General features: G+C 47.7%; 11 protein-coding genes and 1 pseudogene. 8 read left to right on the top strand and 4 right to left on the bottom strand.

What is annotated here, in order from left to right:
- Positions 1 to 140: 140 nt before the first annotated feature.
- Positions 141 to 1,172 (bottom strand): annotated as a pseudogene (locus M2433_RS12745) (zinc-binding alcohol dehydrogenase family protein).
- 248 nt (positions 1,173 to 1,420) lie between these two features.
- On the opposite strand from M2433_RS12745, the gene M2433_RS12740 reads away from it, so the two are divergent.
- The 4 genes from M2433_RS12740 to M2433_RS12725 all read left to right on the top strand — a co-directional run bounded on the left by M2433_RS12740 (position 1,421) and on the right by M2433_RS12725 (position 6,922).
- Positions 1,421 to 2,311, top strand: a complete 891-nt coding sequence (locus M2433_RS12740) for a LysR family transcriptional regulator (protein ID WP_429053948.1) — start codon at positions 1,421 to 1,423, stop codon at positions 2,309 to 2,311.
- A 420-nt stretch (positions 2,312 to 2,731) separates the two neighbouring features.
- Positions 2,732 to 4,600, top strand: a complete 1,869-nt coding sequence (locus M2433_RS12735) for a beta-glucoside-specific PTS transporter subunit IIABC (RefSeq protein WP_429053950.1) — start codon at positions 2,732 to 2,734, stop codon at positions 4,598 to 4,600.
- A 4-nt stretch (positions 4,601 to 4,604) separates the two neighbouring features.
- Positions 4,605 to 6,065 (top strand): glycoside hydrolase family 1 protein, encoded by a 1,461-nt coding sequence (locus tag M2433_RS12730; protein WP_429053953.1) that lies wholly within the window; start codon positions 4,605 to 4,607, stop codon positions 6,063 to 6,065.
- 23 nt (positions 6,066 to 6,088) lie between these two features.
- A complete protein-coding gene (locus M2433_RS12725; RefSeq protein WP_429053956.1) occupies positions 6,089 to 6,922 on the top strand; it encodes a PRD domain-containing protein in 834 nt (277 codons plus the stop codon).
- Between the two features lie 210 nt (positions 6,923 to 7,132).
- On the opposite strand, the gene M2433_RS12720 is transcribed toward M2433_RS12725, so the two are convergent.
- Positions 7,133 to 8,032: a LysR family transcriptional regulator gene (locus tag M2433_RS12720; RefSeq protein ID WP_429053958.1), complete on the bottom strand. Its 900-nt coding sequence runs from the start codon at positions 8,030 to 8,032 to the stop codon at positions 7,133 to 7,135.
- 128 nt (positions 8,033 to 8,160) lie between these two features.
- On the opposite strand from M2433_RS12720, the gene M2433_RS12715 reads away from it, so the two are divergent.
- The 4 genes from M2433_RS12715 (at position 8,161) to M2433_RS12700 (ending at position 12,197) form a co-directional block, all read left to right on the top strand.
- On the top strand, positions 8,161 to 8,733 hold the full coding sequence (locus M2433_RS12715; protein WP_429053960.1) for a flavin reductase family protein: 573 nt from the start codon (positions 8,161 to 8,163) through the stop codon (positions 8,731 to 8,733).
- A 554-nt stretch (positions 8,734 to 9,287) separates the two neighbouring features.
- Positions 9,288 to 10,832 carry a peptide MFS transporter gene (locus M2433_RS12710; protein WP_134347639.1) on the top strand — a complete coding sequence of 515 codons (1,545 nt, stop codon included), beginning with the start codon at positions 9,288 to 9,290 and terminating at the stop codon, positions 10,830 to 10,832.
- 58 nt (positions 10,833 to 10,890) lie between these two features.
- Positions 10,891 to 11,925 (top strand): Gfo/Idh/MocA family oxidoreductase, encoded by a 1,035-nt coding sequence (locus M2433_RS12705; RefSeq protein WP_429053963.1) that lies wholly within the window; start codon positions 10,891 to 10,893, stop codon positions 11,923 to 11,925.
- Positions 11,926 to 11,975: 50 nt separating this feature from the next.
- Positions 11,976 to 12,197, top strand: a complete 222-nt coding sequence (locus M2433_RS12700; protein WP_025912814.1) for a zinc ribbon domain-containing protein — start codon at positions 11,976 to 11,978, stop codon at positions 12,195 to 12,197.
- Here M2433_RS12700 and M2433_RS12695 read toward each other — a convergent pair.
- The gene (locus M2433_RS12695; RefSeq protein WP_429053966.1) at positions 12,194 to 12,544 is read right to left on the bottom strand and encodes a protealysin inhibitor emfourin; all 351 of its coding nucleotides are present in this window, start codon (positions 12,542 to 12,544) and stop codon (positions 12,194 to 12,196) included. The two genes, M2433_RS12700 and M2433_RS12695, sit on opposite strands and share 4 nt — an antisense overlap.
- Complete coding sequence (locus M2433_RS12690; protein ID WP_429053969.1) at positions 12,545 to 13,564, bottom strand: M4 family metallopeptidase; 1,020 nt, start codon at positions 13,562 to 13,564, stop codon at positions 12,545 to 12,547.
- Between the last annotated feature and the right edge of the window lie 60 nt (positions 13,565 to 13,624).

Below are 13,624 nucleotides of genomic sequence, written 5' to 3'. Positions count from 1 at the left end.
TCGTCCTATTCCGTTCATCCGTACCTGTCAACGCTTAGTTTAGATTACTGGAGTGCACGTGTCTGCTCTGTGCCAGGAGCCGACATTCAGAATTTACCAGCTACTCATTTATAAAATGATCTAGCTGGTATCATTCAAATTTAATTCTTCGTATTCGCGGGAGAGTTAGCTACCACGACCTTACCTGTTATCCCGCCATTTTCAACAAGCCGATGTGCCTCTCGCAGACGAGCCGCGTCGAGTGGATGGAGCACGCAGTTCACTGTCGATCGCAGCACACCATCATCCACCAGAGTGGCTATCTTCTCGAGAATATGATGTTGTTCAACCATGTCTGGCGTTTCAAAAAGCGGGCGGGTGAAAACCATCTCCCAGTGCAGAGAGACACTTTTGGCTTTGAATGGCACAGAATCCAGCGAATCGTGGTCGGTGATAACCGCGACTTTTCCTTGCGGAGCAATTAATTCCGAAAGCTGTATCCAGTGCTCCGCTGTGTTCGATAGCGCAGCTATGTACGTGACAGGCGGTATGGGTAACGAACTGATTTGCTGATTTAATGACAGGCGGTGATTAATGACGTGATGCGCACCGAGGGCCAGACACCAGTCACGACTTTGAGCCCGGGAGGCTGTGCCAATGACGGTCAGATCTGTCAGGCGACGCGCAAGTTGGATCATCATTGAGCCCACTCCGCCCCCGGCACCTAAAATTAGCTAGCTGCCTGTAGCCGACTTTTTGTCCTGCAGAACGCAAAGTCGCTCAAAAAGGAGCTGCCAGGCGGTCAGGGAGGTTAATGGCAGCGCTGCGGCGGCGGCGAAGTTCAGGCTTTTGGGCATATGTCCTGCGATGCGCTCGTCAACAAGATGAAACTGCGCGTTGCTGCCGCTGCGATGGAAAGAACCCGCGTAATACACTTTGTCACCGGGACTGAACAACGTCACTTTTTCTCCCACTGAATCAACAATGCCAGAGGCATCCCAACCTAAGTAATTAACACTATCGGGTGCATCAACGAGGCCTGCCCGTATTTTGGTGTCTACAGGGTTAACCGAAACGGCGTGTATGGCGACACATAAATCATAGGGTCCGGGTACAGGGCGTTCTGTGGTTACGTCAGTCAGGCAATCCTCTTCACTCAGAACGGAGTTTTTTCGATAAGCAATGGCTTTCATGACCGGGCGTTCACGCATAACCCTCTCCGGAAGTTAACTGTGATTCATCGTTCAAAATGCCGAATGACCTTCCACCGCCGGGGCAATCGGCCTGGCCACGCTCGTCTATAGAATTCAGTACATACAAAAACACCATATTCATCTTCCAAGGTGATAAAGAGTTTTTACCTTAGCCGCTTTGGTATCAGGAAAAAACTGGTGTATATTTCCTGTCTTTACGGACTCTGATGTCCGCAATGAGGGATATTATGGACAGCCTCAATAGTTTCCTGGTTTTTGTGCGTGTCGCGGAAGCAGGCAGTTTTGTCGCTGCCGGACGTGCTATGGGTATTTCTGCTTCAGCCGTCGGCAAGAGCGTGGCGCGGCTGGAAGCGAAGTTAAACGTGCGTCTTTTCCACCGTACAACGCGCAGCATAACCCTTACGGCAGAAGGTGAGCGCTTACTGGAGCGAAGCCGACGGATTCTGGCCGAGATAGAGGCAGTGCAAGCAGAGTTGGTAGGTTCCACTAAAGAACCTCGTGGCCGTTTACGTATAAGTTTACCGGTAATGAGTACTCCCTTGCTTCCAGTGCTCGGTGATTTTATGCGGAAATACCCCAAAATTGAGCTGGATTTAGACTTTACCGACAGGCTTGTTGATGTTGTTGGTGAAGGGTTTGATGCAGTTATCAGAGCTGGCGAACCGGCAGACTCGCGCCTCCAGGCGAGGAAACTGGGATCTTTTCATTCAGTGCTTGTGGCATCTTCCGAGTACCTTGCTCAAAAAGGCACTCCCCTGTTACCAGCCGATCTTCTCAGTCACACCTGTCTGCATTATCGTTTTCCACACAGTGGCAAACTCGAACCATGGGAATTCAATAGTGATGACAGCATGTCCGAACTGACGCTGCCGGTTTCTATGATCTGCAATAATATCGAATCGCGGATAAGCTTCGCCCGGCAGGGATTGGGGTTAGCTTATTTGCCAGAGTTTGCCATCAAAGAACATTTATCTGATGGCTCGCTAAGACCTGTTTTAACCGGCTACACAAAACGTACAGGCGTTTTTTATGTTCTCTGGCCTTCCGGCAAACACCTGACATTAAAAGTACGCGTTCTCATTGATTTTCTTCGGAAGAGAGTATTTTTAGAAACATGATGCGCCCCCAGGTACCGTCGACATCAGTAGTGCGAGGGCTATAGCCAACAGCCTTTAATGCCCGCTTTTCGCTCTCAGCGGACCTTCAGCGCAGCTAGATCGTCCGCTCTGTGCCAGGAGCGGACGTTGCTAAGTCGATAGTCGTTTACATACCACGCTATGCCTATAAAAAATCAATCAATTCAACATTTTAATCTCACAATTATATGCATTGTAGCAAGCGTTGCAATTTGCAATGTGTGTCACATTTTTAATAAATTTCAGAATAAGCTATTGTAAAATCCTCCTACTAAATATTTAAATACACAGGCAGAATGACAGGCGTGTAACTGGTAATGCAGGCAAGACCTGAGATGAGCGATGAATTTAGACCTATTCATTGCTCATCTCAGGTCTTTTTTTTTGCTCATGAGGCAATATATGGATCATCTAAATACTGGACGTACAATTCTTAAATTAGTCGGTGGAGCAGGTAACATCGAACACATTGAACATTGCTCAACCAGATTACGATTAAGCTTGTATGACAATGCTAAAGTTGAAGTGTCTGACCTCAAAAAATTACCAGAGGTAATGGGTGTTGTGACAAATGTGCAGTGTCAGATAGTCATTGGAAAAGACGTTATCAAAGTGTTTGATGCTATTAGATCATTAATGGGTAATGATGCTGACGCGAAACTGAAACCAGTGATGAAGAAAAAATGGAACGCATGCTTGATTGATTTTGTTATCAGTATTTTTCAACCACTCATACCTGCAATCGCTGGTGGCGGCGTACTGAAATCCATTTTAATTATTATGAATATGGCTGGATGGCTGACTAAAGACAGTTCGACTTATCAAATTTTGGACTGCATTGGAACCGCGCCTATTTATTTTTTACCCTTACTTATCGCAATCACTACCGCGAATAAGCTCAAAGTTAATCCACTAGTTGCCTTGACTGCTGTCTCAGTCTTGTTGTTGCCCACATTTACTACACTGGCAAAACAAGGTGCAACGTTAATGACTTTCGACATTACGAACGTTTCCTATGCAGCGCAGGTTTTTCCCGCAATCCTTTGTGTTATTTTTTATGCACAAACAGAATCTCTTTTTAATCGTTACACGCCTAATGCATTACGTGGTTTCTTATCGCCCATGCTATCGCTGGTCACGACGGTCCCCGTAACATTGCTTATCCTTGGACCATTAGGTTTTGAAATGGGTTCTCTGTTAACACATCTGATCCTTTGGATGCATGGTAAGTTTGGATTCATCGCAACAGGCTTACTGGCGGGCGGGCTACCATTTATTGTAGCGGCTGGAATGCATAAACCTTTCCTCCCTTACGCCATAATGTCAATGGGGCAAACGGGTAAAGAATCTTTGTATAATCCAGCTTCCTTAGCTCACAATATAGCTGAAGCAGGTGCCTGTCTTGCCGTTTCTCTAAAAAGTAAAGATAAAATGTTTAAAGGTACTGCCCTTTCCTCAGGAATATCAGCTCTGTTTGGCATTACTGAACCTGCACTTTACGGCATTACTTTACTGCATAGGCCAGTACTGATCTCTGTAATGTTAGGTGCAATGATCGGTGGATCCTTCATGGGATTTATGATGGTCTCAGCTTATGCAATAGTAGCGCCGAGCCTTGCCAGTATCTCAATATTTGCTTCCCCCGATAATCCAACCAGTTTGATATATGCAATTATCGGTGCGCTTGTTTCATTCTGCCTGGCATTTTTATCAACGTTATTCTTTTGGAAAGAAAAAACGGCATCCACCCATCCAGAGGAAGAAAAAACCAAATCTGAGGAGACTGAAGCCACAGCTAATCCAGTTTTAATGAGTGGCTTTACATTTGCCAGTCCGGTTGAAGGTAAAATCATCCCCCTGACAGATGTTAACGACGATGTATTTTCTTCAAAAATCATGGGAGATGGTATCGCTATCATTCCATCTGTGGGAGCACTATATGCACCTGCCGATGGCGTTATAGAGCATGTGTTCGAAAGTGGCCATGCAGCAAGCATGATGACTAGCCATGGAGTAGAGATTATCTTTCATATTGGAATTGATACGATACAAATGAACGGCAAAGGCTTTCATCCGAAAATTACAGATGGCCAACGCGTTAAAGCTGGTGAACTATTAATCGAGTTTGAAATTGATGAAATAGCCAAAATGGGTTATGACCCAGTTGTAATAATGGTTATTACCAATAGCGATCGTTTTATGATGAAGCCGTCAAAAGATCATACCAATACACTCCAGCAATTTAATATTTTTTCATTGAAAGAGGCTTAATATTATGTCGGAATCTATTCTTCCCAAGAGTTTTTTATGGGGTGCAGCCATTGCAGCAAATCAGGCAGAGGGAGCATGGAACGTTGACGGTAAAGGGCCTTCCGTTGCAGATGCTGTAGCCTATAAGGCGCATTTAAGCACAAGTGATTATGCTGGCCATATGGCCGTATCTGATGAGAACGTTAGTGATGCGCTTAAAGGGCAGAATGATAAAAATTATCCTAAACGCAGAGGAATAGATTTTTATCATCGCTACAAAGAAGACTTAGCCCTTTTTGCAGAAATGGGGATAAAAGTACTGCGCGTATCAATCGCATGGTCACGAATCTTCCCAACAGGTGAAGATGATCAACCGAATGAAATGGGATTGCAGTTTTATGAAAATATGTTCACTGAAATGCGTAGACTTGGCATTGAACCACTAGTTACGCTATCACATTACGAAATGCCATTAGTATTGAGTGAGAAATATAATGGCTGGGTCCACCGAAACGTTGTTGATGCGTTTGTGCGCTATTCAAATGTGTGCTTTGACCGTTACAAGAATTTGGTGCGTTACTGGTTAACATTCAATGAAATTGATAGCATTCATAGACATCCTTTTACGACGGCAGGTGTCCGCGAAGAAAAAAGTTTACCAGAAGAAAGCACACAGGATATTTATCAGGCATTGCATCATCAGTTTGTTGCTTCGGCGTTAGCAACAAGAGACTGCCACGAAAAGATACCCGGCAGCCAGGTAGGATGTATGCTTACCAAGTTAACAACTTACCCACTGACCTGTCATCCTGATGACGTGGAAGCCACTCTGAAAAAAAATCTAGAAAACTATTTTTATTCAGATGTTCAGATTAAAGGTGAATATCCACCATTAATTAAGCGGAACCTGGAGTTGCGGAAAATCAAAATAAAAATGCAACCGGATGATTTGGCAATATTACGTCGCTATACTGTAGATTTTCTTTCATTCAGTTATTATATGTCCATCACGGAATCCGTTCAGTCCGATGCGGAGCGCACAGCAGGAAACACTATCATGGGTGTAAAAAACCCACATCTACCGGCTTCTGAGTGGGGATGGCAAATAGATCCTGTAGGGCTTAAAATATCGCTACTGGAGCTTTACGACCGCTATCAAATCCCCTTATTTATTGTTGAGAATGGATTTGGTGCAAAAGATACAGTGGTTGGTGGGAAGATTCATGATGATTACCGTATTAATTATTTTCGTGCGCACTTTGAGCAGATGATTGAAGCTGTCAAAGAAGGTGTCGATTTAATAGGGTATACTAGCTGGGGAACAATTGATATTATTAGTGCTGGAACTTCGCAAATGACCAAGCGCTATGGTTTTATTTATGTAGATCAAGATGACCAGGGGAACGGTTCATTGAATCGGTTACGCAAGGACTCCTTCTATTGGTATCGAAAGGTCATAGCGACTAACGGGACTGATTTAAGTTAATCATTGCTACCGCGGGAACTGAGATGAAAGTTAAAAAGTCCTTAAACAATAGCATGCTGCTTGCTGAAAATGACGGAAAAGAGATTATACTCTTTGGCAAAGGTATAGGTTTTAACACTAAACCAGGAACAATTATTGACTTGCAAAATGTAGAGCAGGTCTTTATGCCTCTGGATACCCTCAAGTCGCGACACTATCTGTCACTAACGGACACAATTCCCGCGGTTTTTTTTGAAATCACACATGAAATAGTCAAGCTGGCTCAGGCACGTTACCACGAAAAGCTTAATTCGGTTTTATTATTTACCCTGGCAGAACACTTATATTTTGCTGTTGAGCGCTGTAAGACAAATACGAACATTGCGAATAAACTGGCTTGGGAAATAAAGCGTTACTATCAGAAAGAGTATAGTATTGGTGAGCTGGCAAGAGATTTGGTATCAGCTAATTTTGCGGTGAAACTTCCTGATGATGAGGCCGTACACATTGCTTTCCATATCATCAATGCAAGTTTTGAATTTGATGAGACTAATGCACATAAGCAAGTGGAGCTAGTGAATAGAATTACTGGAATTGTTCGCTATAAGCTTAATCAAAATATTGATATTAATTCAACCCACTATGCAAGATTTATTACGCATTTAAGATATTTCGCTGAAAGAGTATTAAATAATAGTCTTGCAATAGAAGACACTGACGACTTCTACAATGAATTAATTCGTTTTCATCCAAAAGCGATGGTGGTCGCTGAGGCAATTCGTGACTTTATAAAAAACAATTACGCCATTGTTATTCCTAATGATGAACTTACCTGGTTAGGCATACATATCAGTAAACTCAGTAAGTATTCAAAGTGAAATTTTATTTTGGGAATAGGAGTGAGGTTAGAGGTTGATACCATAGCTGTTAGCATTTTTATGGTCTTCACTCTGGAGTTGACCTGCTTCCTGTCGATCCGTATACCGTGATGGTAGTATTTTTTGCCAACTTCCGCTTTTCGCTCTAAGCAGAACTTAATCCCTACACGACGGTCCGCTTCGTGTCAGGAGCAGACGTTGAGGAAAAGATTATTTTGATGCGAAATATTTGCGTAATATTTTTTCTAATAGCGAGAAAACGACAGTCACCCTTTTTGGAGTAATCAGCTGGTAAGGCCGATATAAATAAAATTGCCATTTTTCCTGTCGCAGTTCAGGCAGCGGGGGAACAAGTTGGCCGCTTGCTAAGTACTCCCTACAGATAAAATCGCTGGATTGTACAACCGTTTTCCCAGCCAATGCAGCCTGAATTTCGGCGTATGGGTCTGTGGTATAAAACTCTATATGACGAGGGACAAAAGTATTCACTACGTCACTCATAAACTCAAATATTTTCCCCGTTTCAGGATTAATTAAACCACTGAATGGATAACGCTGTCGAAGATCTTCTAAATCAGTTGGTGTTCCCAGACGCGCAATGAGTTCAGGGGACGCAACCAAAATATGCTCAACTTGCCCGATTTTTTTAATTATAAAATTTGGATTAGGTTCTCGCCCTACACGTATACCTATATCGATACGATGCTCGATAGTATCAAGTTTCATCATATCTAAACGCCAGTCGATAAATAACTCACGATATGGACGTAGTGCAGTCAATAGTTCATACAAGATTTGTTCATGATTTGGAAATCGAAGTGATGTGATACGAACAACACCCTTCATTTCATTATCATCTTTCGCTGTCTGAAATAGTTTTTCAGAATCTTCCAGCAGTCGCTTCGCTTGGGGTAAAAATAACTCACCGAAACTGGTGAGAAAGATCGACCGAGTATTGCGTTTGAAAAGAGGCTCACCAAGCTGTTTCTCCAACTCAGCGACTGTTCGGGTTACTACTGATGGTGAAACCGACAGCTTAGTTGCTGCTTCGCGGAAGTTCAGAGTTTCAGAGGCAATGATAAAAAACTTTAGAGCATCAAGTTTGTTCATGATTGTTGTGAAAATTGCAATAATGTATTTTGATAATAGCAATTAATTTGCAACTATTCCAGTTATATAATCGAACAATCAAATAAGTAACCTGTCTTAATTTTTATCAGAACTCAAAAGAGTAAATTATGTCAATTCAACCAGTAGAGTTAAACAAAGCCTATCGTTTATTGCAGGTCGGGCCAACGACGATGATATCGGCTAAAAATGATGGAATTGAAAATGTCATGGCAGCAGCCTGGGTGGGGTTAGTAGGAAATAACAAAGTGATGGCTTTTATAGGTCCACAGGCATTTACTCGCAGACTTGTAGAAAAAAGTGGATATTACGTTGTCCAGATCCCCGTAGTAAAACAGATGGAAATAGTTTTATATGCTGGAGGCCACAGTTATTCTGACACACCCGATAAAAACAGTAAAATTCCACTATTTTATCAGGAAGAGTTCGATCTTCCTTTAGTTGAAGGTTGCGCTGGCTGGCTAGTCTGTAAGGTCATACCCAATGTAGAAAATGAAAAGCAGCACAACTTGTTCATGGGGGAAATTGTCGGAGCATGGAGTGATGACCGCGTTTTCAGAAATGGGCACTGGATTTTTGATGATGCACCTGATGAATTACGTACTGTCCATTACGTAGCTGGCGGACAGTTTTACTCCATTGGTAAAGGTACAAAATTCAATTATGGTCCAGGAAAAGACTAATCCTTACTTCTGTATAAATGTAGCCATATAACATGGCTACATAGAGGTAATAGTATAAAAAAAAACCGACTTAAGATGTCCGCTTTTCGCTCTTAACGGACTGACGGTGTCATCGGTCAACCAGACCTCTAAAAGTTATCGATGGTCCTTTTTTGTGTACCCAAGGGTGTACACATCCATGTGATAAGAATTTAAAAATGCATTAAAAACAATCTATTGTTGTTTTGATGGTTTTCACATTAAGAGAAGCAAATAAGCTTTGCCGCTCTCACGAAAGCCCGCGTTATCGCGGTTTTTTTTTGCCCAATCATACCGCCGGTTTTCTCTGTGTGAAGTCAATCACTATTCACTTTTAACCATGTTTAAATCTAAGAAAGTAGACAATCGTCGAATTTTCATCTTAAAGTCCAGGGTCCGGTACTAGACAAAACTAGCGCCTGGTTATCAAATGGTTAACTAACTTTTCGCCGCATGTAAAAAATCGGCCAGATACGTAACTGGCCGGCGTACATGATGGTGTTTACAAGCACGACGACATACCTTTCGGGAGAATTATGCAATCCTCTGTTAATCAAAAAGAGAGCCGAACGTTCTTCGGCCATCCGTATCCGCTCGGTTCACTGTTCTTCACCGAGATGTGGGAGCGTTTCTCGTTTTACGGCATTCGTCCGTTACTGATCCTGTTTATGGCCGCCACCGTCTATGACGGCGGGATGGGGCTGGCGCGTGAAAACGCCTCAGCGATTGTCGGTATCTTTGCCGGTACCATGTACCTGGCCGCGCTGCCGGGTGGCTGGCTGGCCGATAACTGGCTCGGCCAGCAGAGAGCCGTCTGGTACGGTTCAATCCTGATTGCTCTCGGTCATCTGTCGATTGCGCTCTCCGCGGTGATGGGGAACAACCTGTTCTTTATCGGCCTGATGTTCATCGTGCTCGGCTCCGGGCTGTTCAAGACCTGTATTTCGGTGATGGTCGGCACCCTGTACAAAAAAGGCGATGCGCGTCGCGACGGCGGTTTCTCGCTGTTCTACATGGGCATCAACATGGGGTCGTTCATCGCGCCGCTGATTTCCGGCTGGCTGATTAAAACCCACGGCTGGCACTGGGGCTTTGGTATTGGCGGTATCGGGATGCTGGTGGCGCTGATTATCTTCCGCGTGTTTGCCGTTCCGGCGATGAAACGCTATGACGGTGAAGTCGGCCTCGACTCCACCTGGAACAGCCCGATCGTTAAGCGTAACGGCGTGGGCGTTTGGCTGCTGGCGCTGGCGGCAGGCGTGGCAACGATCGTGACGCTGATTGCGCAGGGCGTGATTGTCATTAACCCGGTTGCGGTAGCCAGCGTGCTGGTCTACGTGATTGCGGCATCCGTTGCCCTCTACTTTATTTATCTGTTTGTTTTTGCAGGTCTGAACCGCAAAGAACGCGCCAGGCTGCTGGTCTGCTTTATTCTGCTGATCTCCGCGGCCTTCTTCTGGTCCGCGTTTGAGCAGAAGCCAACCTCGTTCAACCTGTTTGCCAACGACTACACTAACCGCACGATCGGTGATTTCGAAATCCCGGCTGTGTGGTTCCAGTCAATCAACGCCCTGTTCATCATTCTGCTGGCACCGGTGTTCAGCTGGGCATGGCCGAAGCTTGCGAGCAAAAACATTCGTCCGAGCAGCATCACCAAGTTCGTTATCGGTATTCTGTGTGCCGCAGCGGGCTTTGGCCTGATGATGCTGGCGGCGCAGAACGTGCTGAGCAACGGTGGTGCGGGCGTGTCGCCATTCTGGCTGGTGGGCAGCATTCTGATGCTGACGCTGGGTGAGCTGTGCCTGAGCCCGATTGGTCTGGCGACCATGACGCTGCTGGCGCCGGAGAGAATGCGCGGCCAGATGATGGGGCTGTGGTTCTGCGCGAGTGCGCTGGGTAACCTGGCGGCGGGCCTGATTGGCGGCCACGTGAAGGCCGATCAGCTGGATATGCTGCCAGATCTCTTCGCGCGCTGCTCCATCGCGCTGCTGATTTGTGCCGCGGTACTGATCGTTCTCATTGTTCCGGTGCGCCGCATGCTGGAAAATGCGCAAACTAAGCCGGCTGCTAACGCCTCATAAACCTCGATTTTGCCGGGGCGGCGTTATGCCCCGGCAATTTACTCAACGAGGTAAAAACATGCTGTTAGGGTTTGTTGGTCTTGGCGCAGTCGTTGAAACAGCTTACCTGCCCGCAATACGAAAACTTTTTGATACTCCCCCTCACTGTTTAGGCTTTGATATCCAGCCCGTCAAACAGCCGGAGGGTATAACGCGCTGCTCCACGCTGTCTGACCTTCTCTCCCAGCCGCTTGATACCCTGTTCATCACCACCGCATCGCTGCACCATCTTGAGGTGCTGGAGAAGGCCATAGCCTCGCCCGTGCCGCGCATTGTGGTTGAAAAACCGATTGTCGCCACGCTTTCTCAAATCGAAAAGCTCAACGCGCTGCTGGCCATGCCCGGCGTGGCGCCCCGCGTGCTGGCGCTCGACCACTGGATGGCGCGCATCGATACGGTGAAGCGGTCGCTGGTTGGCAATATCTCTGACATCGTCAAAATCGACGGCTTTTTGCAGGAGCCGAGCGGATATAACGCCGCAGGAGAACCCATCGCGCTTAACTTTGCCACCGGCGAGCCGGATACCCGAACGCTTCGCCACCCTGATGGCGTAATTCTTGATATCGGTACGCACGTGCTGGCGATGCTGCGCGAAACGGTGCGTTATCTGGACGGGAATGATGAGATGACGTTGCAGGTGGTCACGGCTAAAGACCACCTGGGCCACGCTATCGCAATAGGCGACCTGACCACGGCGGAAGGTGAGGCGCATCTTCAGGGACATATCAGCGGCGTGCCGGTGGATATCTGGCTTAACAAATACGCGGGACCCACGGGCGGGCAAAAGGGTTTACGCCTCTGCCTGCGTGACGGGCGCATCATCAGCCACGACCGGCGCGGCGCTGAAGATGTACTGGAGCTGACAGATGGCGACACGCGCCAATGCTGGACCATTCCCGGCACGATCTACGCGCACTGTCTTGCAGAGCAGATTCTGGGCGCCAACAGCCTGTTTGAACGGGATCCGCACGAGGTGAGCCGCACGACGCGCCGCAGGATAGCGGAGGTGGAACTGCTGCTGGCGTTACAGCAACAGCTGCGTGGCCCTCACTGACCGCGACGTGGTAAAATTATCGCAGACCTGAACCCTTTAAAGGAGTCACCATGACGATTACCTGCCCGGATTGCCAGGCACCGCTTGAGCCTCAGAATGGGGTAGCGCACTGCGAAAGCTGTAATAAGGATATTGCGCTCGAAGCCCGCTGCCCGGAGTGTCATCAGCCACTCCAGGTATTAAAAGCCTGCGGGGCGGTGGACTATTTCTGCCAGAACGGCCACGGTCTTATCTCTAAAAAACGCGTGGAGTTTGTTCGGGCCGAAGGTTAATCACACACGCAGCCTTCGCCCTTCTTCCACAGCTCGACCAGCGACTCGGGCGCTTCCTGCTCCGGTACCAGGACGATGATATCGGTGTAGTGCGCCTGATTTTGCCCGGTCCAGATAATCTGGATGCGGAAATAGCGCTGGTCGCCGCTGCCGGGTGACGAGGCCTGTCCCGGCGGCTGGCCGCGCGGAAAGGCCTGTTCGAGGATGCTCACCAGACGCTGGCGCTGGGCCGCATTGAGCGAGGACAACGCGATGGTGCGCTGGCCGCTCAGCTTAGGAATAAAAGCGACGCCGCCTTCCCGGGCCAGCTCAACCACGGCGTCATCCGTCAGTTCCGGAACCTGCATTTACAGCACTCCCACCTGTTCCCAGGCTTGTTTTATGGCCGCCCCAACGCCGCTGCCGGAGCGTTTCTCTCCGTGCGCGATCGTCAGTTTTGCGAAGGCCTCAAAATCCGCATCCTGCGCCAGATTGCGATCGCAAACCGTGTCGTACCATGCATAACCCGCTTTTTCCCAGGCGTAGCCGCCGATCGCCGTCGCGGCCAGATAAAACGCCCGGTTGGGGATGCCGGAGTTCAGGTGCACGCCGCCGTTATCCTCGCGCGTTTGAATGAAATCTTTCATGTGCGCGGGCTGCGGGTCTTTGCCGAGCAGCGGATCGTCATAGGCGGTGCCCGGCTCAGACATCGAGCGTAGCCCTTTGCCGTTGATCCCTTTCGCCAGCAGCCCTTCGCCAATGAGCCAGTCTGCTTTATCGGCGGTTTGCTTCAGATGGTATTGTTTGACTAGCGAGCCAAACACGTCTGACAGCGACTCGTTCAGCGCGCCCGACTGTTCAAAATAGATTAGCCCGGCTTCGGTCTCGGTAACGCCGTGGCTCAGCTCGTGCCCCACGACGTCAATGGCGATGGTAAAGCGGTTAAAGATTTCCCCGTCCCCGTCGCCAAAAACCATCTGCTGGCCGTTCCAGAAGGCGTTCTGATATTCCCGGCCATAATGCACGGTGCCGGTCAGAATCAGGCCCTTGTTGTCGAGTGAATCGCGGCGATACGCTTTCCAGAAGAAATCATGGGTGATACCCAGATAATCGTAGGCTTCATCCACCGCCACGTCGCCGTTCGACGGCTGGCCTTCATAACGCACTTGCGTACCCGGTAGCTCCTGGGTCTGCTTCGCATCGTAGATATCACGCTCCAGCTGTCCGGCCTTGCTCACGTGCGGCGCGGCGGGCTTGCCGGGCATGTGGGCCATCAGAGTCTGGACATGGGTCAAGGTCTGGCGGGCACAGCGCTGCTGCGGCTCGGAACCGCTTTCGATAATGCGACGAAGGATGTAGGGGGGAATGACACTGTAAAGATGGGACATGCTGCTCTCCTTAGTTCTGGCAATGCCGAATAAAAGGGAATAGCAGCAGTATAGTTTCTA

This window comes from Enterobacter sp. AC1 (assembly GCF_050434705.1).
GTDB classification, from domain to species: Bacteria; Pseudomonadota; Gammaproteobacteria; order Enterobacterales; family Enterobacteriaceae; genus Enterobacter; species Enterobacter cloacae_L.
Note: the sequence above shows the minus strand (reverse complement) of the source record. Positions and strands in the feature narration are given on the sequence as shown.